This window comes from Streptomyces lydicus (assembly GCF_004125265.1).
GTDB lineage: Bacteria > Actinomycetota > Actinomycetes > Streptomycetales > Streptomycetaceae > Streptomyces > Streptomyces lydicus_C.
In genome coordinates, this window is the sequence record NZ_RDTE01000003.1 from 2076014 (window position 1) to 2101538 (window position 25525).

Annotated in this window: 3 protein-coding genes; all 3 read right to left on the minus strand. The window is 73.1% G+C overall.

Translation table 11 applies throughout. The features are described 5' to 3' along the window. Positions 1-23: 23 nt before the first annotated feature. Genes D9V36_RS11810 through D9V36_RS11820 form a run of 3 tightly spaced genes read right to left on the minus strand, consistent with a single transcriptional unit; the run spans position 24 to position 25524 of the window. On the minus strand, positions 24-1292 hold the full coding sequence (locus D9V36_RS11810) for an MFS transporter (RefSeq protein WP_129293738.1): 1269 nt from the start codon (positions 1290-1292) through the stop codon (positions 24-26). Beyond that, on the minus strand, positions 1289-12898 hold the full coding sequence (locus tag D9V36_RS11815) for a non-ribosomal peptide synthetase (RefSeq protein ID WP_164992935.1): 11610 nt from the start codon (positions 12896-12898) through the stop codon (positions 1289-1291). Before D9V36_RS11815 ends, D9V36_RS11810 begins: the two co-directional genes overlap by 4 nt. Then, positions 12895-25524 carry a non-ribosomal peptide synthetase gene (locus tag D9V36_RS11820; protein WP_164992936.1) on the minus strand — a complete coding sequence of 4210 codons (12630 nt, stop codon included), beginning with the start codon at positions 25522-25524 and terminating at the stop codon, positions 12895-12897. The genes D9V36_RS11815 and D9V36_RS11820 overlap by 4 nt, the downstream gene beginning before the upstream one ends. Position 25525: the final 1 nt, after the last annotated feature.

Sequence of the window (25525 nt, forward strand, 5' to 3'; positions counted from 1 at the left end):
GGGGGCAGGGGAGGCGGGCGGATTCAGCCGGCCGGGGCGGGTCCCGGGCGGGACACGGCCGGTATGCGGGCCCGTCTGACGGCCGGGACCGCCGCGGCGACCAGGGCGGTCAGGGCCATCCCCACGGCGGCCACCAGCAGGGCGGACCGGCCGCCCCAGGCGTCGAGCAGCTTTCCGGCGCCGGACGCCCCGACGGTGGAGCCGAGGGCGATGACGAGACCGGACAGGGCCGCGACCCGCCCCTGCAACCCGTGCGGAGTGGTGGTGACTTGGTAGACCGCGGTGGCCACTCCGAAGACCGCCCCGATCAGATTCATCACGGCGAACAGCACGCCGAGCAGAAGGGCACCGGTGCTGACGGCCATGGCGGCCATCAGTACGGCCCACAGGGCCAGGCCGCCGATCAGCAGCACGGGCAGACGCAGCCGGTCCATGAACCAGCGCCCGGTGAGGGCACCGAGCAGACCTCCGCAGCCACTGATGCCGAGCACCAGACCGACCGTGGACTCCGGCTGTCCCTGCTCCTTGACCAGCACCACGACCAGGCCGAGCATCACCACCTGGAGCAGCGCGGTGGACGCGGTCACCACCGGCAGCATGGCGCGCAGCGCCTGCTGTCCGCGCAGCCAGCGCAGAGCGTCGGCCAGGTCCTGGTGGAGGGGACGGCGCCGCTCCGGGGGCCCGGCCTGCAGGTCGGCGCGGATGTACCGGAGGTTGACGGCCGCGATCAGGGCGCCGAGCGTCGCGGCGAGAAAGGGGCTCCAGCGGAGCCAGGTGAACAGCACGGTGCCGGCCGGCCCGCCCAGCAGGCCCGCGATCCTTCCGCGGGCCTCGTTCTGGGAGAGCGCGGCGGGCAGGTGCGACGCGGGGACGACCGTGCGTACGGCGGCTCGTTCGGCGAGCGAGGCGACGATGGCGAGGGACACGTCGGCGGCGATCAGCACGAGGAGCAACCCCATCCCGAGCCCGTGCAGGGCCATGGCCGCGGCCACCGCGGCGAGCACGAGGACCCGGCCGATCGCACACCAGCGCATCACCGCGCGCCGGTCCCAGCGGTCGACCAGCACCCCGGCCGGCAACTGGACGACTGCCTGCGGCAGCACGGCGGCCGCCGAGGCCAGGCCGACGGCCTGCGCGGACCCCCCGGAGATCTGCAGGGCCAGCAGCGGATAGCAGACGGTGCTCATCCGGGAGCCGAAGAACTGCAGCCAGTTGCCGGTCCACAACAGGACGAAGTCCCGGTTGTGGCGCAGGGGTGGCGCCGGGGCCGTCGCCTCGTCCAACGCTGTCATGCGCCGAGCCTGTGCGAAGGGTCTACGCCGTTTCTACGAGCGCCGGCCCCGGCGGTGTCGAGTGCCGCCAGGCGCTGTGCCAGCACCCGGCCGACCTCGGCGACCGGGCCCGGCCGGGTCATCAGCCCCTCGTGGTCGGAGTCGACGTCGTGATTGACCACCTCTCCCCCGACGTACTGCTGCCAGGCCAGGTGGCCCCGCTCGCGGGCGAGTGCTCCCTGGTCGCGCCGTGCGGTAACGAAGATCATGTCGCCGCTGAACCGGCCCGGGGTGTGGGACCACATGAGTCGGGTGTTGTTCACGTAGACGTCCTTCATGGCAAGGATCTCGTGCTCCTCGAAGCGGGCCATGACCTTGTTCTCGCGCGCCAGGAAGGCTCGGTAGCGCTCGATGGGGAAGGTCTGCGCGGTGAGTTCGCTCTCCTGGAACTCGAAGCCGATGGCTCGCAGATTGCGCGCGATGATCGTGTGCTCGGACGGCGGCTCGATGCCGGCCGCGTCGGCCACCGGGTAGGCGTCCAGCACGGCGAGGAGGTCCACCCGCTGGCCTCGGCGCTCCAGTTCGGCCGCGACCGCGTGGGCGACCGTTCCGCCGACGGACCAGCCGAGCAGCCGGTAGGGGCCCTCGGGGGACGCCGCGCGGATCTGGTCGGCGTAGTCGGCGGCCATCTCCTCGATCGAGGCGGGCAGCGGTTCGCTGCCGTCGGTGCCGCGTGCCTGGAGACCGTACAGCGGGTACTCGGGGCCGAGGTGGGCGAGGAGTGCGAGGTAGCACCAGCTGAGCCCGGCCGCCGGATGCACGCAGAACAGCGCCGGGGGCTGCGAGGCGGCGGAGGGGGCGCGCAGCGGCACCAGCACTCCGTGGCCGTCGCGTGCGCCGTCCGGTTCGAGGTCGCGCAGCAGTCCGGCCGGGGTGGGCGCCTGAAAGAGCCTGCGCAGCGGCACCTCGGTGCCCAGGACGGCGCCGACCCGGCCGACGAGCCGCGTCGCGAGAAGGGAGTGCCCGCCGGACTCGAAGAAGTTGTCGTCGGGTCCGAAGCTCGCCAGGCCGAGGACCTCGGCGAACAGGGCGCACATCAGATCTTCGCGCGGGGTGCCCGGCGCCCGGCCCGTGGCCGGTGATCCGTAGTCGGGGACCGGCAGCGTCACCCGGTCGACCTTGCCGTTGGGGGTCAGTGGCAGGGCGTCCAGGACGACGACGGCGGCCGGCACCATGTGCGCGGGCAGCGTCTCCTTGAGGCGGTCGCGCAGGACGGGGCCGAGGCCGGTGTCGTCGCGCCGCCGGGCGGGGTCGTTGGCACGCCCCCGGGAGTCGGGCCCGGGGTTGGGCCGGTACACCCCGGTCAGGCCCAGGTGTACGGGGGCGTCCGGCTGCGCCGGGACGAACACCGCGTCCAGCGCACCCGCTTCGGCGTCGGTGGCCGACCAGGTGACGGCCACCCGATGGCCGGTGCGCTCGGCCAGCGCGTACAGCTCCTCGGGGTCCACGGCCGCGACGGCGGGCGGCGTCGCCTCGTCGAACAGGTGCCCTGCGGCCGCGGCCTCGTCCCGCACCCGCCGGTTGGCCATGCCCGTGACTCGGCGCATGGTGCGGTTCCCGGCAAGTTCGGCGGCCAGCTCGTCGAGACCGGACAGGTGCTCGCCCCAGACGAGGGCCGGGACGTCCGCCGTCTCGGGGCCGGGAGCGGCGCCGGTGTACAGCACCACGTCGTAGCGGTGGCGCGTCAGTTCGTTGTGGTGGACGCCGCGCCGGATCCTGAGGTCGACGCCGCTGACGCCGGGCAGGGTGTCGGGCAGCGCGGTGAACCACTCCGGGGCGAGCAGGAGTTCCTTCTCGCGGGCCACGGCCTGCTCGACCCCGGCGCGCAGCCGGTCCCGCTCGGCCCCTTCGGGTCTGGTGTCGCGGCCGGTGAGCGCGACCGCCGTGCGCAGCGTACGCAGCGTACGCAGGTTGCGGACGTCGCCGACGAAGACGGTGCCGCCGGGCGCGAGCAGCCGCGTCACCTTGGCCAGCACCTCGGCGAGGTAGTCGGCGCTGGGGAAGTACTGGACCACCGAGTTGAGCACCACGGTGTCGAAGACGCCCAGCGGCAGCCCGTCGATGTCGTGGGCGGGCCGGGCCGTCAGGGTGACCCGGTCTGCCAGCTCGGGCCGCTCGGCGACCTGGGCGCGCAGCCGCTCGACGACGGAGCCCGACAGGTCGGTGCCCCAGTAGCTCTCACAGTGCGGGGCGACATGGGCGAGGATCAGGCCGGTGCCGACGCCGATCTCCAGGATGCGGCGCGGCCGGCCGGCGAGGATGCGCTCGAAGGTGCCCGCGCGCCACTCGCGCATCTGCTCCAGCGGGATCGGGTCCTTGCTGTACGTGCTGCGCCAGATGCCGAAGTCCTCGCCGAAGGTGTCGGAGCCGGGCTCGCCGTAGAGGGCGTCGTAGGCGGCCTCCCACTCACGGACCTGGCTCTCCTCCCGGCCGGTGTCGCGGCTCCCGTCCCCGCGGTCCGGCACCGCGTACGCCACCAGGCGCTTGTCGCCGGGCGTGTCCTCACGGGCGACGACCACGGCCTGGGACAGCTCCGCCTGGGTGGTCAGCGCGGCCTCGATCTCACCGAGTTCGATACGGAAGCCGCGCACCTTCACCTGGTGGTCGGTACGGCCGATGTACTCCAGATCACCGCCGGTGCTCCAGCGGACCAGGTCGCCGGTGCGGTACATACGGCTGCCCGCGGGGCCGAAGGGATCGGCCGTGAACCGCTCGGCGGACAGGCCGGGCCGGTTCAGATAGCCGCGGGCCACACCGGCGCCGGCGATGTACAGCTCGCCGGCCTCGCCGGGGGCCACCGGGCGCAGCCCGGCGTCCAGGACGTAGACCCGCGTGTTGTCCAACGGCCGTCCGATGGGCGGGCGTTCGCAGGTGCCGGTGTCCAGGTCGGCGGCCGTGGACCAGATGGTGGTCTCGGTCGGGCCGTAGACGTTGGTGAGGGAGCCGCCCAGGTCGTGCAGGGCACGGCCGAGCGGCCCGGGCAGCGCCTCGCCGCCGACGAGCTTGACCAGGCCGCGCAGGGCCTGGGGCCGCGCGGCGACCAGGCCCTGCCAGGCGGTCGGGGTGGCCTGCAGGACGGTGGCGCCGGACTCCTCGACCAGCCGGGCCAGGGCGATGGGGTCCTTGACGGTCTCGCGGGCGGCGAGCACCAGGCGGGCTCCGTACGCCAGCGGTGTCCACAACTCCAGGTTGGAGATGTCGAAGCCGATGGTGGTGACGGCGAGCAGCCGGTCGTCCCCGGTCAGCGCGAGGCGGCCCTGGATCGCGGTCAGCAGATTGAGCAGGTTCCGGTGGCCGACGACCACCCCCTTGGGCCGTCCGGTGGATCCGGAGGTGTAGATGACGTACGCCGGGTGCTCGGGGTGCGGCGGTGCGATCCGGCGCACCCGTGCCACCTCGGCATCGGTGACGGCGTCGAGGGCACGGACGGTGTGCGGATCGTCCAGGACCAGGCGCGCGAGGTCGGGCGCGGTGTCGGCGGGGAGCACGTCGGCGCTCTCCCGGTCGGTGAGCAGCAGCACGGGTGCGGCGTCGGCCAGCACGTAGGCGACGCGGTCGGACGGGTACTCGGGGTCGATCGGCACGTACGCGGCACCGGCCTTGAGGACGGCGAGCAGGGCGACGACCATCGTCGCGTTCCGCGGCAGGGCCACGGCCACCAGATCCCCGGCGCCGACACCGCGGGCGGCGAGGGCGTGGGCGAGGCGGTCGGAGCGCAGGTCCAGCTCGCGGTAGTCGAGGGTGAGGTCCTCGAAGACGAGGGCGGGTGCGTGCGGGGTGCGGGCGGCCTGGGCGCGGAACAGGGCGGGCAGGTGGTCCGCGGGGAGCGCGCGGGCCGTGTCGTTCCAGCTGACGAGCAGTCGGCCGCGGTCGCTCTCGGGAAGGGTGTCGAGGGCGCCCACCGGTGCGTCGGGGCGGGCTGCGGCGGCTGTCAGTACGGCGACGAGCCGGTCGGCGAGACCTTGTGCGGTCTCCCGGTCGAACAGGTCGGCGGCGTACTCGAGCACGCCGGCGATCCCGCCGGGGGCGCCGTCCGCGGTGTGCCGTTCGCCGAGCCGGAACATCAGGTCGAAGCGGGCGACCCCGGTTCCGACCTGCCGGCCGGATGCGGCCACGTCCCGCGGCGGTCCCGCACGGCCGGTGACCTTGGCGTCGACGGCGTCGCGGGCGGCGACGTTGTCGAAGGTCAGCATGGTCTGGAACAGCGGGTGGCGGGCCATGGAGCGGGCCGGGTTGAGGACGTCCACGAGCCGTTCGAAGGGCACGTCCTGGTGGGCGTACGCGGTCAGGTCGGTCTCCCGGACCCGGGCCACGAGTTGTGCGAAGGTCTCCTCGGCGACCACCTCGGTGCGCAGGACGAGGGTGTTGGCGAAGAACCCGACCAGGTCTTCGAGGGCTTCGTCGGTGCGGCCCGCGATCGGGGTGCCGATCGGAATGTCGCCGGCCCCGCTCAGCTTGGACAGCAGGGCGGCCAGGGCGGCCTGCACCACCATGAAGAGGCTGGCGTGATGCTCCCGGGCCAGGCCCGTCAGCAGGGCGTGGGTCTCGGCCGGGATCTCCACGTCCAGCAGGTCGCCGCGGTAGGAGGCGACGGCCGGACGCGGCCGGTCGGTGGGCAGGTCCAGTTCCTCGGGGAGTCCGGCCAGTGCTTGTCGCCAGTAGGCGAGCTGGGTGGAGGCCAGGCTGTCCGGGTCGTCCTCGGAGCCGAGCAGTTCCCGCTGCCACAGGGTGTAGTCGGCGTACTGCACCGGCAGCGGCGACCAGGCGGGGGCCGCACCGGCGCAGCGGGCGGCGTACGCGGCGGTGAGGTCGCGCACCAGGAGCGGCATCGACCAGCCGTCGGTGGCGATGTGGTGGACCAGGAGCAGCAGTACGTGCTCCTCGGCGCCGACGGCGAACAGGACAGCCCGCAGCGGGAGTTCGGCGGCGATGTCGAACGCGTGACGGGCCTGCCGCTCCAGCGCCCCGACGAGCTCGTCCTCGGTGGTGTCGAGCACGGTGAGCTGCGGGCGGGCCCGCTCCGGGGCGAGGACGGTCTGGTACGGCCCTTCGGCGTCCTGGGCGAAGACGGTGCGCAGGGTCTCGTGGCGGGTGACGAGGTCGCCGAGGGCGGCGGCCAGCGCCTGGCGGTCGACGGCGCCGGACAGGCGCAGGGCGGTGGGCACGTTGTAGGTATGACCGCGGCCCTCGAACCGGCTGAGGAACCAGAGGCGTTGCTGGGCGAAGGAGAGCGGCACCCGCTCGGGGCGGGCGCCCGCGGTCAGCGGGGCACGGGCCGGTCCGCCCGAGCCGAGGGCGGCGGCGATTCCGGCCACGGTCGGCGTCTCGAAGAACTGGCGGATGGTCAGCTCCTCGCCCAGAGTGGCGCGGATGCGGCCGGACAGACGGGTGGCCAGCAGCGAGTGGCCGCCGAGCGCGAAGAAGTCGTCGTCGAGGAACACCCTCGCAACGCCGAGCACCTCGGCGAACAGGCCGCACAGGATCTCCTCCTGCGGGGTGCGCGGCACGCGGCCCGCCCGGGCCGGGCCGTAATCGGGCGCGGGCAGCGCGGCCCTGTCCAGCTTGCCGTTGGGGTTGAGCGGCAGGGCGTCCAGGGTGACGAACGCGGAGGGCACCATGTGGGCGGGCAGGGCCTCGGACACATGGGTACGCAGCCGCGCGCGGTCCACGGCGCGGCCGGCGGCGGGGACCACGTAGGCCACCAGGCGCTTGTCCCCCCGCCGGTCCTCGCGGACCAGGACAGCGGTGTGGGCGATGTCCTCGTGGCCCAGGACGGCGGCCTCGATCTCGCCGAGTTCGATGCGGAAGCCGCGGACCTTGACCTGGAAGTCGGTGCGGCCGAGGTAGTCGAGGTCGCCGTCGGCGCCCCAGCGGACCAGGTCGCCGGTGCGGTACATGCGGCTGCCGGCGGGGCCGAAGGGATCGGCGACGAAGCGTTCCGCCGACAGTCCGCGCCTGCGGTGGTAGCCCCGCGCCAGTCCGGTACCGGCGATGTACAGCTCGCCCGCGACACCGACCGGGACCGGCTGGAGGGCCGCGTCGAGGACGTAGAGCCGGGTGTTGCGGATCGGGGCGCCGATCGGCGGGGCGCCGGTGATCTCGCCTCGGGTGTACCAGGCCGCGGCGTAGACGGTGGCTTCGGTGGGGCCGTAGATGTTGGCGAAGCGGTCGGCGCCGACGGCTCGTACGACGGCGTTGGCGTCGCGCGCCAGGACGGCCTCACCGGCGAGGACGACCTCGCGGGCGGCGACCTGCAGGCCGCCCTCACCGACGAGTTGGGCGATCGCCGACGGGACGCCGCTGATCAGCGACACCGAGCGGCCGGCGTGGACTGCGTCGCCCAGCTCCAGGACATCGCGCATGACCTCGACGGTGCCGCCGCACAGCAGCGGGCCGAACATCTCGAAGACGGAGACGTCGAAGTTCAGCGAGGTGGAGGCCACGACATGGGACAAACCTTCGGTGCCGAACTCGCCGAGGGCCCAGGCCGCCAGGTCGGCGACGTTCTCGTGCGGTACCACCACTCCCTTGGGCGCTCCCGTGGAGCCGGAGGTGTAGATCGCGTACGCGGCGTGCGCGGGACGCAGGGGGGCCCGGCGCTCGGCGTCGGTCAGGTCGTGGGCGGGCAGGGCCGCCCGTGCCGACTCGGTGGCCGCCTCGTCGAGGACGATGCGTCCCGGGCCCTCACCGGGCAGCCGGTCCAGCGTGTCCCGGGTGGTCAGCAGCAGGCCGGGGGCCGCGTCGCCCAGCAGGTGGGCTATGCGGTCGGCCGGATACCCGGGGTCGATCGGCACGTACGCCGCACCGGCCTTGAGGACGCCGAGCACCGCCACGAGGGTGAGGTCGGTGCGCGGCAGGGCGATACCCACGAAGCTCTCGGGCCCGGCGCCTCGCTCGACGAGGAGGCGTGCCAACTGGTTGGCTCGGGCGTTGAGTTCGCCGTAGGACACGGTGCGGTCCGCGTACCGCACCGCGGGGGCGTCGGGGACACGGGCGGCCTGCGTCTCGAAGAGGGCGGGCAGGGTCGCCCGGGGCACCTCCTGCGCGGTGTCGATCCATGTGCCGAGGATGCGGCGGCGCTCATCCTCCTCCAGGATCCCCATACGGCTCAGGGGCCGCTCGGGGTGTTCGGCGAGGGCGTCGAGCAGCAGGACCAGGCGGCGCACAAGGGTCTCGGCACTGGCCCGGTCGAACAGGTCCTCGTTGTATTCGAGGTGTCCGGTGATCCCGGCGGGGGCGCCGTCGTCGGCGCGGCTGTCGGCCACCGCGAGCAGCAGGTCGAACTGGGCGACACCGGTGGCGACCCGGTCGCCGGAGACGGTCAGTCCGGGCAGTCGGCCCTCGCCCAGCGCCGCCTTCTGGTCGACGTTGTTGAAGGCGAGCATGGTCTGGAACAGCGGGTGGCGGCCCATCGCCCGGAGCGGGTTGAGGACTTCGACGAGCCGCTCGAAGGGCACGTCCTGGTGGGCGTAGGCCGCGAGGTCGGTGGCCCGGGCCCGGGCCACCAGGTCGGTGAAGGCCGGGTCGCCGGAGACGTCGGTGCGCAGCACGAGAGTGTTGACGAAGAAGCCGACCAGGTCGTCCAGGGCCTCGTCGGTGCGGCCCGCGACCGGGGTACCGATCGGGATGTCGGTGCTGCCGCTGACCTTGGCGAGCAAGGCGGCAAGGCCGGCCTGGACGACCATGAACAGGCTGGCCCGGTTCTCGCGGGCGAGGTTCTCCAGACGGCTGTGCAGCGCCGCCGGGATGGTCACCGGGACGGTACCGCCGCGGTAGCTGCTCACAGCGGGGCGGGGCCGGTCGACAGGCAGCGCGAGTTCCTTGGGCAGGTCTCGCAACGCCTCACTCCAGTAAGCGAGTTGGCGGCTGACAAGGCTGTCGGGGTCGTCCTCGGAGCCGAGCACCTCGTGCTGCCACAGGGTGTAGTCGGCGTACTGCACCGGCAGCGGCGACCAGGCGGGGGCCGCTCCGGCACAGCGGGCGGCGTACGCGGTGGTGAGGTCACGAACCAGGACGGGGGTGGACCAGCCGCCGTCGCTCGCGATGTGGTGGACGAGCAGCATCAGGACGTGCTCGTCGGCGTCCAGCTCGAACAGGTGGGCGCGCAACGGCGGTTCGGCGGCGAGGTCGAAGCCCTGGCCGACGGCACGGCGCAGTTCTTCGTCCAGGCCCGCCTCGTCCGTGCGCACCACCTGGGGTTCGGGCCGGAACTGACCGGGGGCGAGGACGATCTGGTGGGGGCCGTCGGCGTCCTCGGCGAAGACCGTGCGCAGGGTCTCGTGGCGCGCGACGACATCGGCCAGTGCCGCGGCGAGGGCCGCCCGGTCGAGCGAGCCGGACAGGCGCAGTGTGGTGGGGATGTTGTGGGCGGCGGTCGGTCCCTCCAGGCGGCCCAGGAACCACAGCCGGCGCTGGGCGAAGGAGACCGGCACGCGCTCGGGGCGAGGCCGGGCCTCCAGCGCGGGACGGGCCGCGCCACCGGACCCGAGCACGTCGGCCAGGCCCGCCACGGTCGGTGTCTCGAACAGCTGCCGGACCGGGAGGTCCACGCCGAGGGTGGCACGGACGCGGGTCATCAGCCGCAGCGCGAGCAGCGAGTGCCCGCCGCGCGAGAAGAAGTCCTCGTCCACCGACACCCGCGGGACGCCGAGCACCTCGGCGAACAGGCCGCACAGGATTTCCTCCTGCGGGGTCCGCGGAGCTCTCCCCGCGCGCTCCAGACCGTAGGCGGGGGTGGGCAGGGCCGCTCGGTCCAGCTTGCCGTTGGGGGTCAGCGGGAGGGCGTCGAGGGCGACGAACGCCGCCGGCACCATATAGTCCGGCAGACTCGCGGCCGCGTACTTGCGCAGCACATCGGCATCCGGCGCCCCACCCGCGACCGGAACGACATAGGCGACGATGCGCTTGTCACCCGGAGCGTCCTCACGGACAAGGACGACGGCCCGGGCGACATCAGGGTGACCGGCGACCACCGTCTCGATCTCACCCAGCTCGATACGAAAGCCACGCACCTTGACCTGAAAGTCACTGCGGCCGAGGTACTCCAGCTCACCCCCGACCGTACGACGCACCAGATCACCGGTGCGATACATACGACCACCCGCCCGCCCGAACGGATCGGCCACGAACCGCTCCGCCGACAAACCCGGACGCCGGTGATAACCACGAGCCAGACCCGCCCCGGCGATATACAGCTCACCCGCCACACCGAGCGGCACCGGCCGCAGACCCGAATCCAGCACATACACACGGGTATTGGCGACCGGATCACCAATGGACACACGACCCGAAGCCCCGACCCGGGCCGCCGTGGACCACACCGTCGTCTCCGTCGGACCGTACAGATTCGTCACCGACCGACCACCCGCGGCAAGCGCCCGCGCCAGCGACACCGGCAACGCCTCACCACCGACCAGCACCCGCAACGACTCCGGCACTCCCCCGGCCTCCACCACGGCATGCCACAAACCAGGAGTGGCCTGCATCACCGTGGCACCCGACCCACGCACAAGAGCAGACAAAGCAGCCGGATCACGCACCACATCCCTCGGCGCCAGCACCACCTGCGCCCCGTGCAACAACGGCAGGAACAACTCCAGACCCGCGATATCGAACCCGACCGTCGTCACCGCGACCAGCCGGTCACCCCGACCCAGAGCGAACCGGTCCTGCATCGCCGTCAGAAAATTCACCAACGCCGCATGCGACACACCCACACCCTTGGGCCGCCCCGTGGAACCCGACGTATAGATCACATACGCCACCTGCTCACCCGAACACCCCACCACCACCGGGTCCTCGCCGCTGTACGCCGACACATCCACCCCGGCGACAACATCCTCACTCAGCGTCAAAACCGGCACCGCATCACCGAGGATGTACGCGACACGCTCCGACGGAAACTCCGGATCCACCGGCACATAACCAGCACCCGACTTGAGCACGGCAAGCAGAGCCACCACCAGATCCACCGAACGCGGCAACGCCACAGCCACCAAACGCTCCGGCCCCGCCCCACGCTCAATCAACCAACGCGCAAGACGATTCGCCCGAACATTCAACTCCCCGTAGGAATAGGTGAGGTCGCCGTAGGCGAGGGCGGGCGCCGCGGGATCGGCCGCGGCGCGCGCCGCGAACAGTTCGGGGACGCGGGACGGTGCGACGTCCCGGAAGGTGGCGTTGGCGTGCTCCAGGACCTCATACCGTTCGGCGGGGGTGAGCAGGTCCACGCGGGCCACCGGCTCGTCCGGGGCGGCGGCCACCGCCGCGAGGACCAGGGCGAACCGCGCGGCGATGTGCTCGGCGGTGCTCCGGTCGAACAGGTCCGTGCTGTAGTTCAGGGCGCCGCTCAGCCCCTGCGGCGCGCCGAGGGACGCCTGGCGCTCCTCCAGCGTGAAGGAGAGGTCGAAGCGTGCCGTGCGGGTCTGCGCCGTGTGCCCGCGGACGGTCAGGCCCGGCAGGTCGGCGGCGGCCGTACGGGCCTGCCGCTGGTCGTTGTCGTTCCAGGTCAGCAGCGTCTGGAACAGCGGGTGGCGGGCCATCGCCCGGGACGGGTTGAGGACTTCCACGAGCCGTTCGAAGGGCACGTCCTGGTGCTCGTACGCCTCCAGGTCGGCGTCGCGGACCCGGGCGAGGAGTTCCCGGAACGTGGGCGTGCCCGACAGGTCGGTGCGCAGCACGAGGGTGTTGACGAAGAAGCCGACCAGGTCGTCCAGGGCCTCGTCGGTGCGGCCCGCGACCGGGGTGCCGATCGGGATGTCGGTGCTGTCGCTGATTTTGCCGAGCAGGGTGGCGAGAGCTGCCTGGACCACCATGAACAGGCTGGCGCGGCTCTCGCGCGCCAGCTCCACGAGGCGCGCGTGCACCTCGGCCGGTACCGCGAGGGGCACGGTGTCGCCCCGGTGGGTGGCGCTCGCCGGGCGGGGCCGGTCGGTCGGCAGGTCCAGCTCCTCCGGCAGGCCGGCGAGGGTCCGGCGCCAGTGGGCCAGCTGCCGGGAGATCACGCTGCCGGGGTCATCCTCGGAGCCGAGCAGTTCCTGCTGCCAGACGGTGAAGTCCGAGTACTGGACGGGCAGTTCGTCCCACCCGGGCGCCCGCCCTGCCTGCCGCGCCGCGTAGGCGCCGAGCAGGTCGCGCACCAGGACGGGGACCGACCAGCCATCGCCCGCCACGTGGTGCAGGAGCACCAGCAGGACGTGGTCGTCGGGCGCCAGCTCGAACAGGGTGCAGCGGATCGGGATCTCGCCGAGCAGGTCGAACTCGTGGCGGGCCGCGACGTCCAGCAGCCGGTCCAGGCCGGCCTCGTCGGCGGGCGCCACCGTGAGGACGGGTGCGGCGGCCTCGGCTTCGGTGTCGAGGACGACCTGGCGCGGGCCCTCGGGGCCGTCGGCGAGCACGGTGCGCAGCGTCTCGTGGCGGGCGACCACGTCGGCGAGGGCCGCGGTGAGGGCGGTGCGGTCGAGGGTGCCGGTCAGGCGCAGGGCGGTGGGGATGTTGTAGATCGCGCTCGGGCCGTCCAGCTGGTTGAGGAACCACAGGCGGCGCTGCGCGAAGGACAGCGTGGTCACGAGTTCTCCTTGTTCCCGGTACGACGGCGCAGCGCGGGACGGGTGGTGGTGGTCTGCACGCGTTCGAGGCTCTCGGCCAGGGCCGCGACAGTGGGCTTCTCGAAGAAGCCGCGGATGCTCATTTCTTTTCCGAGGGCGGATCGGACCCGGGCCGCCAGCCGGTTGGCGAGCAGCGAGTGGCCGCCGAGGACGAAGAAGTCGTCGTCGATGCTCACATCGGCGACGCCGAGGATCTCGGCGAACAGGGCACACAGGGTCTCTTCCCCCGGAGTGCGGGGGGCACGGCCCTCTCCGAGCGCACCCGGCGCCGGGGCGGGCAGGGCGGTGCGGTGGAGCTTGCCGTTGGGGGTCAGCGGGAGGGCGTCGAGGGCGACGAACGCCGCCGGCACCATATAGTCCGGCAGACTCGCGGCCGCGTACTTGCGCAGCACATCGGCATCCGGCGCCCCACCCGCGACCGGAACGACATAGGCGACGATGCGCTTGTCACCCGGAGCGTCCTCACGGACAAGGACGACGGCCCGGGCGACATCAGGGTGACCGGCGACCACCGTCTCGATCTCACCCAGCTCGATACGAAAGCCACGCACCTTGACCTGAAAGTCACTGCGGCCGAGGTACTCCAGCTCACCCCCGACCGTACGACGCACCAGATCACCGGTGCGATACATACGACCACCCGCCCGCCCGAACGGATCGGCCACGAACCGCTCCGCCGACAAACCCGGACGCCGGTGATAACCACGAGCCAGACCCGCCCCGGCGATATACAGCTCACCCGCCACACCGAGCGGCACCGGCCGCAGACCCGAATCCAGCACATACACACGGGTATTGGCGACCGGATCACCAATGGACACACGACCCGAAGCCCCGACCCGGGCCGCCGTGGACCACACCGTCGTCTCCGTCGGACCGTACAGATTCGTCACCGACCGACCACCCGCGGCAAGCGCCCGCGCCAGCGACACCGGCAACGCCTCACCACCGACCAGCACCCGCAACGACTCCGGCACTCCCCCGGCCTCCACCACGGCATGCCACAAACCAGGAGTGGCCTGCATCACCGTGGCACCCGACCCACGCACAAGAGCAGACAAAGCAGCCGGATCACGCACCACATCCCTCGGCGCCAGCACCACCTGCGCCCCGTGCAACAACGGCAGGAACAACTCCAGACCCGCGATATCGAACCCGACCGTCGTCACCGCGACCAGCCGGTCACCCCGACCCAGAGCGAACCGGTCCTGCATCGCCGTCAGAAAATTCACCAACGCCGCATGCGACACACCCACACCCTTGGGCCGCCCCGTGGAACCCGACGTATAGATCACATACGCCACCTGCTCACCCGAACACCCCACCACCACCGGGTCCTCGCCGCTGTACGCCGACACATCCACCCCGGCGACAACATCCTCACTCAGCGTCAAAACCGGCACCGCATCACCGAGGATGTACGCGACACGCTCCGACGGAAACTCCGGATCCACCGGCACATAACCAGCACCCGACTTGAGCACGGCAAGCAGAGCCACCACCAGATCCACCGAACGCGGCAACGCCACAGCCACCAAACGCTCCGGCCCCGCCCCACGCTCAATCAACCAACGCGCAAGACGATTCGCCCGAACATTCAACTCCCCGTACGAGAGCACCGCATCGCTGAAGACCAGGGCAGGCGCCTGAGGCGAAAGGGCCACACGTTCGGCGAAGAGGTCCATGAGCGAGGCGTCCGGGACCTCGCGGTCGCTGTCGTTCCACTCACCGAGAACCCTCTCCCGTTCGCCCGGGGCCATCACGTCCACCTCGGACACCGGTGTTCCCGGTGCTTCCGCCACCGCGCGCAGCACCCGCGTGAACTGCTCCACGAAGCGCTCGGCGGTGGCCCGGTCGAACAGGTCCTCGGCGAACTCCAGGTGACCGTGCAGGCCGGCCGGGGCCCCGTCCGCGGTGTGGGCCTCCTTGAGGGCGAGGGTGAGGTCGTACTTGGCGACCTTGGTGCCCAGCGGCAGCGTCCGGGCGATCAGTCCGGGGAACCGGTCCGCGACGCCGGCGCCGACGCGGTCGTCGTTGTTGTTCCACATCAGCATGGTCTGGAACAGCGGGTGGCGGGCCATCGACCGGGCCGGGTTGAGCACCTCCACCAGACGCTCGAACGGCACGTCCTGGTGTGCGTAGGCGCTCAGGGACATCTCGCGCACCCGGTCGACCAGCTCGGCGAAGGCGGGGTCGCCGGACAGGTCGGCGCGCAGCACGAGGGTGTTGACGAAGAAGCCGACCAGGTCGTCCAGGGCCTCGTCGGTGCGGCCCGCGACCGGGGTGCCGATCGGGATGTCCTCGCCCGCTCCCAGCTTGGACAGCAAGGTCGCCCAGGCCGCCTGGACCACCATGAACAGGCTGGCCCTGCGGTTCCCGGCGAGGGCGGCGAGGTGCGCGTGCAGCTCGGCGGGGACCTGGAAGGGCACGGTCTCACCGCGGTGCGAGGCCTCCGGGGGCCGGGGGCGGTCGACGGGCAGCGACAGTTCCTCGGGCAGGTCTGCCAAAGCCCTCTGCCAGTAGGCGAGTTGGCCGGCGGCGATGCTCTGCGGGTCGCTCTCGGAGCCGAGCACCTCCTGCTGCCACAGCGTGTAGTCGGCGTACTGGACCGGCAGTTCGCCCCAGGCGGGAGCCGCGCCCGTCGTCCGGGCCGCGTACGCCTCGGTGAGGTCGCGGGCCAGGACGGGCGCCGACCAGCCGTCGGTGGCGATGTGGTGCAGCAGGAGCTGCAGTACGTACTCCCGCGGCCCGGTGCGCAGCAGAGTCACCCGCAGCGGCGGCTCGGCGGCCAGGTCGAACGGGTGGGAGGCGGCCTCGGCGAGCCGGTCCGCGAGCTCCGCGGGCGCCACCTCGACGGCATGCAGGGCACCGAGGGCGGCCAGGGTCTCCTGCGGGGTGCAGATCACCTGGTGGCCGCCGGAGCCGTCCGCGTCGTCGGCGAAGACGGTGCGCAGCGACTCGTGCCGGGTGACGACGTCGGCGAGGGCCGCGCCGAGCGCGCCCACGTCGAGGGCGCCGGTCAGCTGGAGGGTCGTGGGCATGTTCCAGGTCGCGCTCGGCCCCTCCAGGCGGTGCAGGAACCACAGGCGACGCTGGGCGTGCGAGAGCGGTATCCGCGCGGGGCGCTCGCGGCGCGTGACCGCGCGGCGGGCGCCCTCCGCCTGGTCGAGCAGGGCGGCGAGTCCGGCCGGGGTGGGCTCCTCGAACAGGTCGCGGACGGCGAGTTCGGCCCCGAGGACGGTGCGGCTCCTGGCGACGAGGCGGGTGGCGAGCAGGGAGTGGCCGCCCAGGTCGAAGAAGTCCTGGTCCACGCCCACGGACGGGCGCCCGAGGACCTCGGCGAACAGGGCGCACAGGGTTTCCTCGCGCGCCGTGCGCGGGGGGCGCGCGGCGGGGTCCGTCCCGTGGGCCGGGGCCGGCAGCGCCGCCCGGTCCAGCTTGCCGGTAAGGGTCAGCGGCAGTTCGCCGAGGACGACGTACGCCCCGGGCACCATGTGGGCCGGCAGCAGTCCCGCGAGATGGGTGCGCAGGGCCGCGGCGGCCGGGGCCGTGCGGCCGGGGCCCGCCACCACGTAGGCGACCAGGCGCTCGTCGCCGGGGGTGTCCTCGCGGACCACGACGGCGCACCGGGCCACGTCCTCGTGTCCGCTGAGCACGGCCTCGATCTCGCCGGGCTCGACGCGGAATCCGCGGATCTTGACCTGGTGGTCGGCGCGGCCGACGTAGACGAGGTCACCGTCGGCGGTCGTGCGGGCCAGGTCTCCGGTGCGGTACATGCGCGAGCCCGCGGGTCCGTACGGGTCGGCGACGAACCGCTCGGCCGTCAGGTCGGGGCGGCCGAGGTAGCCGCGTGCCAACGCCTCGCCCGTCAGGTGGATTTCACCGACGACACCGGGCGGCACGGGCAGCAGGCCCGCGTCCAGGAGCTGGACGCCGGCCCCGTCGACGGGACGGCCGATGGGCGGGGTGTCCGGCCAGCCGGCCACGTCGGCGGGCAGCGTCCAGGCGGTGACCACATGGGTCTCAGCGGGCCCGTAGTGGTTGTGCAGCCGCGTCGGGGCCGCCGCGTGGTGGGCCCGGACCGGCTCGCCCAGGGTCAGGGCCTCGCCGGCCTGGACCAGGTGGCGCAGGCCGGACAGGTCGGTGCCGCACTCGCCCGCTGCCTCCAGGACGCCGTCGATCACCAGGTTCGGGGCGTACAGCTCGGCCACCCGCTGCCCGGCCAGCCAGCGGGCCAGCTCGCGCGGGTCCCGGCGGGTGTCCTCGGGACAGACCGCGAGTGTCTTGCCGGACAGCAGCGCGGAGAGGATCTCCTGCACGGACACGTCGAAGCCGACGGCGGTGAACTGGGCCACCACGGTGCCCACTTCGCCGGGCACCGCCCGATGGTGCCAGTCCAGCAGCCCGGCCAGGGCGCGGTGCGGCATCACGATGCCCTTGGGGCGCCCGGTGGATCCGGAGGTGTAGATCACGTACGCGGGGTGCTCGGGCAGGGCGGACGGGAAGGCCGTGTCGGCGTCGGCCGCCGCACGGGGGGCCTCGACGAGGAACCGGGCGATGTCGCTCCCCGGCAGGTCCGCGCCGGTCTCGGCGGTCGTGATCAGCGCCCCGGGCGTGGTGTCGGCGAGCAGCAACGCGATCCGCTCGGCCGGCAGATCCGGGTCGATCGGTACGTACGCGGGGCCCGCGGTGAGGGTGGCGAGGAGCGCGACGGCCAGGTCGGTGCCGCGGGGCAGGGCGACCGCGACCCGGTCCTCGGGGCCGAGCCCGATGCCGCGCAGTTCGGCGGCCAGGGCGCGGGACCTCTCGTGCAGTTCGCGGTAGGTGAGGCTGCGGCGGTCGTCGGTGACGGCGACCGTGTCGGGGGTCCGGGCGGCCTGCTCCGCGAAGAGGCGGGCGAGCGGCCGGTACGGGCGCGGAGCGGCGCCCTGCCCGGCGGCGCGCAAAGCGGCGCGGGCGGCCTCGGGCAGCACGTCAACGCGGTGCACGGGACGTTCGTCGTCGGCGGCGACCGCGGTGAGCACCGCGCGCAGGGCGGCCGCGAAGAGTTCGGCCGTGTCCGGGTCGTACAGGTCGGTGGCGTATTCCAGGCGGACGGTCAGACCGTCCGGTGCGCCGCGCTCGGTGCGCAGGTCGAAGAAGGCGAACAGCAGGTCGAAGGTGGCGACGCCGGTGCCGACCTCGCCGACGCGCATGCGCAGGTCGGGCAGGTCCTCGGCGAGCCGGCCCGTGGTGTCCTGGGCCGCGTTGTTCCAGGTGACCATCGTCTGGAACAGCGGGTGCCGGCCCAGCGAACGGTCCGGGTTGAGGGCCTCCACCAGGCGCTCGAACGGCACGTCCTGATGGGCGTACGCCTTCAGGGACGTGGCCCGGACCCGGTCGAGCACCTCGGTGAAGGAGGGGTCGCCCGACAGATCCGTGCGCAGCACCAGGGTGTTGACGAAGAAGCCGATGAGGCCGTCGAGCGCCTCGTTGACGCGGCCCGCGCTGGGGGTGCCCAGCGGAATGTCCTCGCCGGCGCCGAGCCGGGACAGGGTCACCGCTACCGCGGCCTGGACCACCATGAACAGACTCGCCCGGTGCTTCTGCGCCAGGGACTCGAGAGCGGCGTGCAGGTCCGCGGGTATCCGGAAGCGCAGGTCCGCGCCCCGGCCGGTGCCCTTGCGGGGGCGCGGGCGGTCGGTGGGCAGTGCCAGCTCCTCCGGAAGGTCCGCCAGCTCCGCTCGCCAGTGGGCGAGTTGGCTGCCCAGCTCACTGTCCGGGTCGTCGGCGGAGCCGAGGACTTCGCGCTGCCACAGGGTGTAGTCGGCGTACTGGACGGCCAAGGGCCGCCAGGCCGGTGCGGTGCCGCGGCGCCTGCCCTCGTAGGCGGTGGCGAGGTCCTTGACGAGCAGCGGAACCGACCAGCCGCCGTCGCCGGCGATGTGGTGCATGACCAACAGCAGGGCGTGCTCGTCGGGGGCGAGGGCGAACAGGTGTGCGCGCAAGGGGGGTTCGGCGGCGAGGTCGAACCCGATCCTGGCGGCCTCGGTGAGCAGGACGGGCAGCTCCTCCTCGGTGGCGGGCCGCACTGTCGTCGGGACCGGGCGGGGCTCCAGGACGATCTGGTACGGGCCCTCGGCGTCCTCGGCGAAGACCGTGCGCAGGGTCTCGTGGCGGGTGACGACGTCGGTGAGGGCGGAGGCCAGCGCGTCCTGGTCGAGCGTCCCGGTCAGGTGCAGCACCACGGGCACGTTGTACGTCGGGCTGCCCGGCTCCTCGAACCGGCCCAGGAACCACAGGCGTTGCTGGGCCGGGGACGCGGGCAGCCGGTCCGGGCGCGGCCCGGCCACCAGAGGGACGCGGCTCGCGCTCGCCCCGGTGACGCGGGCGGCGAGGGCGGCGACCGTGGGCGCCTCGAACAGGACGCTGATCGGCAGGTCCACGTCGAGGACCGAGCGGATGCGGCCGACCAGACGCATCGCGGCCAGGGAGTGGCCGCCGACGGCGAAGAAGTCGTCGTCGATCCAGACGCGGGGACGGCTGAGGATCTCCGCGAACAGGCCGCAGAGGATCTCTTCCTGAGGGGAGCGTGGCGGACGCCCGGCGGTGTCGTGAGTCTCGGCCGGGTCGGGCAGCGCGGCCCGGTTCAGCTTGCCGTTGGCGGTCAGCGGCAGCTCGGGCAGCAGCACGAACGCGGCGGGGACCATGTAGTCGGGGACGGCGGCGGCCAGATGGGCTCGCAGCGCCGTCGGATCGAGGTCGGCGACCACCCAGGCGACCAGGCGTCCCTCGCCGGATCCGTCGGGACGTACGCCGACGGCCGCGGCCGTGACATCCGCGTGAGCGGCGAGCACGGCCTCGATCTCGCCGGTCTCGATCCTGAAGCCGCGCAGCTTGACCTGCAGGTCCCCGCGGCCCACGTACTCCAGGCGGCCCCGCGCGGTGCGGCGCACAACGTCGCCGGTGCGGTACATCAGGGAGCCCGGAGCGCCGTACGGATCGGACACGAACCGCTCGGCGGTGCCTGCGGGACGGCCGAGATAGCCGCGGGCGAGTCCGCTGCCGGACAGATACAGCTCGCCGGGCACCCCGGGCGCGACGGGGCACAGCCGGTCGTCGAGGACGTACACGCCCGTGTTGTCGAGGGGTTCGCCGAGGTGGACGGCGGCCGGGTCGGTGATCTGCGCGGCGGTGGACCAGACGGTGGTCTCGGTGGGGCCGTACACGTTCAGCACGGAGCGAGCGCCATCGGTCAGGACCGCGGCCAGGTCGGCCGGCAGGGCCTCGCCGCCCACCAGGACGCGGACGCCGGCGAGGAAGGTGGCGTCCCGTCCTGCGGCGGCCCGCCACAGGGTGGGAGTGGCCTGCATGAGGGTGATGCCGTGCCGGGTGACGGCGGCGCGCAGCGCAGCGGGGTCGCGGACGGTGTCGGGTCCGGCGATGACCACGCTGCCGCCGCAGGCCAGCGGCAGATACAGCTCCAGGGCCGCGATGTCGAAGCCGATGGTGGTGACCGCCAGCAGGCGGTCGGCGGCGGTCGCGGCGCACCGGTCGGCCATCGCCCGCAGGAAGTTGTCGAGGGCGCCACGGGGCACCACCACACCCTTGGGCACGCCGGTGGAGCCGGAGGTGTGCAGGACGTACGCGGCACCGCTCGCGGGGACGCGCACGTCGAGGTCGGTGTCCGCGTGGGGCGTGAGGTCGGCCTCTTCGGTCAGCACGGTGGGCACGGCAACGTCGGGCAGGCCGGGCAGCAGGTCGGCCGTCGTGACGAGGACGGCCGGGTCGGCGTCCGTGATCATCCGGCGGATGCGGTCCGCGGGGAAGTGGGTGTCGATCGGCAGATAGGCGGCCCCGGCCTTCTGGACGGCGAGCAGGGTGACGAGCAGGTCGGTGGTGCGGGGCAGGGCGACGGCCACGAAACGCTCGGGCGCGGCGCCACGCCCGGTCAGCAGCCGGGCCAGGGCGTTGGCCCGCCGGTTCAGTTCGCCGTAGCTGAGGGCGCTCTCCCCGTCGGTCACGGCGGGTGCGTCGGGGTGCTGGGCGGCGTGGCGCTCGAAGCGGTCCAGGAACCAGCGGTCCCGGGCCGGGCGGGCGCTGTCGGCCGGCCCGGCGAGCGCGGCGGCCCGTTCCGTGCCGAGGAGGACGTCGACGGCGCCGATGCGCTGGTCGGGCTCCTCGACCAGGCGGGCCAGGACGGTGACGAACCGGGTCACCAGGCGCTCGGCGGTGGCGACGTCGAAGAGGTCGGCGGCGTATTCGAGGATGCCCGTCATACCGTCGGCCGCGCCGTCCGCGCTGTGCCGTTCGCGCAGGTTGAACGCCAGGTCGAACTTGGCCACGCCACTGCCGACGCCGCCACGGGCGGTCACCGTGAGATCGCCGAGCCGGGCTTCGGCCGGATCCGGACCGGTGTGCTCACCGGTGTTGTTGAAGGCGAGCAGGGTCTGGAACAGCGGCGACCGGGCGAGGGACCGGGTCGGGTTGAGCACTTCGACGAGCCGCTCGAAGGGCAGGTCCTGGTGGGACCAGGCGGCCAGGTCCGTCTCCCGTACACGGGCCAGGAGTTCGGTGAAGGTCGGGTCGCCACTGACGTCGGTGCGCAGCACCAGGGTGTTGATGAAGTCGCCGACGAGGTCGTCGAGCGCCTCGTCGAGGCGGCCCGCCACCGGGGAACCGAGCGGGATGTCGTCCCCGGCACCGAGCCGGGACAGGGTCACCGCGAGCGCGGCCTGGACGACCATGAACACGGTGGCGTCGGCGGCCCGGGCGCGCTCGGCGACGGCTCGATGCAGCGCTGCGGGGACCGTGATCGTCACGTTGTCGCCGCGGTAGCTGGCGACGGCGGGGCGCGGGCGGTCGGTGGGCAGGGCGAGTTCCTCGGGCAGGCCGTCGAGGGTTTCGCGCCAGAAGGCGAGCTGGCGCGAGGCCCGGCTGTCGGGGTCGTCCTCGGAGCCCATCAGGTCGTGCTGCCACAGGGCGAAGTCGGCGTACTGGACGCGCAGTCGCTCCCACTGCAGGGCCTCGCCCGCACAGCGGGCGGCGTACGCGCGGGTCAGGTCGCGGGTGAGCAGCGGGGTGGACCAGCCGTCGCCGGCCACGTGGTGCAGCAGGACGAGGAGTTCGTGCCGGTCCTCGGCGATTTCGTACAGGAACATGCGCAGCGGGATCTCGGCGGACAGGTCGAACGGGTGCCGGGCGTCCTCGGCCAGCCGGTCCGCCAGTTCCTCCTCGGTGCAGCGCACATGGACCGGCTCGGGGCGCACATCGGTCAGGACGACCTGGTGGGCGCCCTGTTCGTCCTCGGCGATGACCGTGCGCAGGCTCTCGTGGCGCTCCAGGACGTCCGCGTAGGCGGCGCGCAGGGCGGCCTGGTCGAGCGGTCCGGTCAGGCGCAGGGCGGCGGCCAGGTTGTAGACCGGGTTCGGTCCTTCCATCCGGTGCAGGAACCACAGGCGCTGCTGGCCGTAGGAGAGCGGCAGACGCCCGGGGCGCTCCTTCGGGGTGAGCTGCGGGCGGGCGTCCTCGGCCTCATCCAGGGCGCGGACCAGGGTGGCCGGGGTGGGGTTGCGGAACAGGTGCTTGACGGACAGTTCGATGCCCAGGCCCGTGCGCAGCCTGCTGACCAGCCGGATGGCCAGCAGGGAGTGGCCGCCGAGTTCGAAGAAGTCGTCGTCGGGGCCGACGGCGGCGCGGCCGAGGACGGTGGCGAACAGGTCGCGCACGAGTTCCTCGCGCGGGTCGCGCAGCACACGCTGGACGGGCAGCGCGGTCTCGGTCTCCGCCGGGGAGGGCAGCGCCTTGCGGTCCACCTTGCCGTTGGGGGTCAGCGGCATTGCCGGCAGGGCGACGATCGCGGCCGGAACCATATAGGCGGGCAGGGCGTCGGCGAGGTGCGCGTGCAGGGCCTCGGTGTCCACGGTCCCGGGGGTCACCCAGGCGACCAGCCGGACGTCTCCGGGGCGGTTCTCGCGGGCCAGCACGACGGCGCGGGTGACCTCGGCGTACGCGGCGGCCGCGGTTTCGATCTCACCGGGCTCGATACGGAAGCCACGCAGCTTGATCTGGTCGTCGGCCCGGCCCGCGTAGCCGAAGGTGCCGTCGGCCAGGCGGCGGGCGAGGTCGCCGGTGCGGTACATGCGGGCACCGGGCGGCCCGGACGGGTCGGCGACGAAGCGCTCGGCCGTGAGGTCGGGGCGGCCGAGGTAACCACGGGCGAGGACGACGCCGCCGATGTACAGCTCGCCGACGACGCCCGGGGCGACCGGGCGCAGTGCGGCGTCCAGGACGTAGGCGCGGGTGTCGGCGAAGGGACGGCCGATGGGGACCGGCCCGTCCGGGAGGTCGCCGCCCGGCTCGATCCTGAACTCCAGGCAGTTGACGGTGGCTTCGGTGGGTCCGTACGCGTTGATGACCGTGGCGTCCGGATGGGCCGCGCGCCAGTCGCGCAGGGCCTCGCCGCGCAGAGCCTCGCCACCGAGGACGAGGGTGCCGGACGGCGAGACCTCGTCCGGCAGGGTGTCGAGCAGCTCCAGATGGCTGGGGGTGCCCTTGAGGAAGGTGGGCCGGGGGGCGCCGACGGCGTCCGGGAGTTCGGACAGGTGGGCACAGCCGCCGGAGACCAGCGGGGTGTACAGGCCGGTGACGGTGAGGTCGAAGGTGACGGAGGAGTGGACCAGGGTGAGGCCGGCGGCGTCGGGGTAGGCGCGGCGGGCCCGCACGAGGTAGGCGCCCAACGAACGGTGCTCGACGACGACGCCCTTGGGGCGGCCGGTGGAACCGGACGTGAAGATCAGGTAGGCCGGGTCGTGCGGATGCGGCGCCGCGCTGAAGGAGGGCCCCTCCTCGTCGGTGACGGCGAGCGTCCCCACACCGGAGGCGGCGGGCAGTCGCACGCCGGGCGCGGTCAGCGCGAGGACCGGGTCGGCGTCGGCGAGCACCGCGGCGATCCGCTCGGCCGGGTGCTCCGGGTCGAGCGGTATGTAGGCGCCGCCGGACTTGGCGACGCCGAGCAGCGCCACCACGAGGTCGATACCGCGCGGCAGCAGTACGGCGACCGTCCGGCCGGGGCACACCCCGCGCTCGATCAGGGTGCGCGCCACGAAGGCTGCGCGAGCGTCTAGTTGACGATACGTCAGGATCTGGTCGCCGGCCCGGACCGCGGGGGCGTCCGGGGTGGCCACGGCCTGGGCGGTGAACAGCTCGGGAAGGGTGGGCAGGCGCTCCCCCTCCGCCGCGGGGCCTTCGGGACCCGCGGCGGCGGCCAGCGCGCGGGCCGTCTCGTGCGCGCCGATGACGTCGATCCGGCCGATCGGTCGCTCGGGCCCGCTGACGAGGGTGTCGACCAGGGCGAGGAAGCGGTCACCGATCGCGGCGGCGGCCGCGTCGTCGAAGAGGTCGCGCTGGTGGAACAGCTTGAAGCGCAGGGCTTCCTGCGGCATCCCGACCAGACTGAGCGGGAAGTGGTTGGCCGAGTGGCTCTCGGCGCCCACCACGCGCAGCGGGTCGGCCTCGTCGGAGACGGCCGGACCGGACTCGAAGGGGAAGTTCTCGAAGACGACGGAGGTATCGAAAAGCGGGCCGAGCCCGGTGCGGTGCTGCACCTCCGACAGGCCCAGGTACTGGTGGGCGATCAGCTCGGCCTGGGCGCGGTGCACCCGGCCGAGCAGCTCGCCGACGCTCTGCCCGGGGTGCAGACGGATGCGCAGCGGCAGGGTGTTGATGAACAGGCCGACCATGGACTCGATGCCGGGCAGCTCGGCGGGACGCCCGTTGACGGTGACACCGAAGACCACGTCGTCGGAGCCGGTCAGGCCGGCCAGCACGAGCGACCAGGCTGCCTGCACCACCGTGTTGACGGTGACGCCGGAGGCACGGGCCAGGCCCGTCAGGGCCCGGGTCTGCTCCTCGGTGAGCCCGAACTCGTACCGTCCGGGGTCCTGCGGGGTGTGCTCGCTGGTGCCGGCCACCAGGGTGGGGGCGCGCAGCCCGTCCAGCATGGTGTCCCACGCGGCACGTGAGGCGTCCGCGTCCTGGCGGGAGAGCCAGGCCAGATAGTCCCGGTAGGGGGCCACCGACGGCAGTCCCCTGGCGTCCCCACCCGAGAGATACAGGGCGTGGTACTCCTTCAGCAGCGTCGGCAGGGACCAGCCGTCGAGCACCGTGTGGTGGATGGTGAGGACCAGGCGGTGGCTCTCGCCGCCGAGCCGTATCAGTGTGAACCGGATCAGCGGCGGCCGGCCGGTGTCGAAGCGCTGCTCGCGGTCGGCGAGCGCGGCCCGCCGGGCCTCGGCATCGGCCTCGTCCCCGGGGAGGTGGGACAGGTCCGTCTCGGTCCACGGCAGCTTGTACCGGGCCGCGACGATCTGTACCCACTCCCCGTCCTTGCGCCGGCGGAACGCCACCCGCAGGCTCGCGTGCCGGCGCAGCAGTGCCTCGGCCGCCTCCCGGGCGCGGCCCGCGTCCAGCGGGCCGGCCAGGTGGAAGGTGGACTGGACGGTGTAGATGTCCGGCGTCGCCTCGTCGAAGACACTGTGGAACAGCAGGCCGCTCTGGAGTGGGGAGAGGGGCAGGATGTCATCGACTGTGCGGGTGGTTCTCGCCACT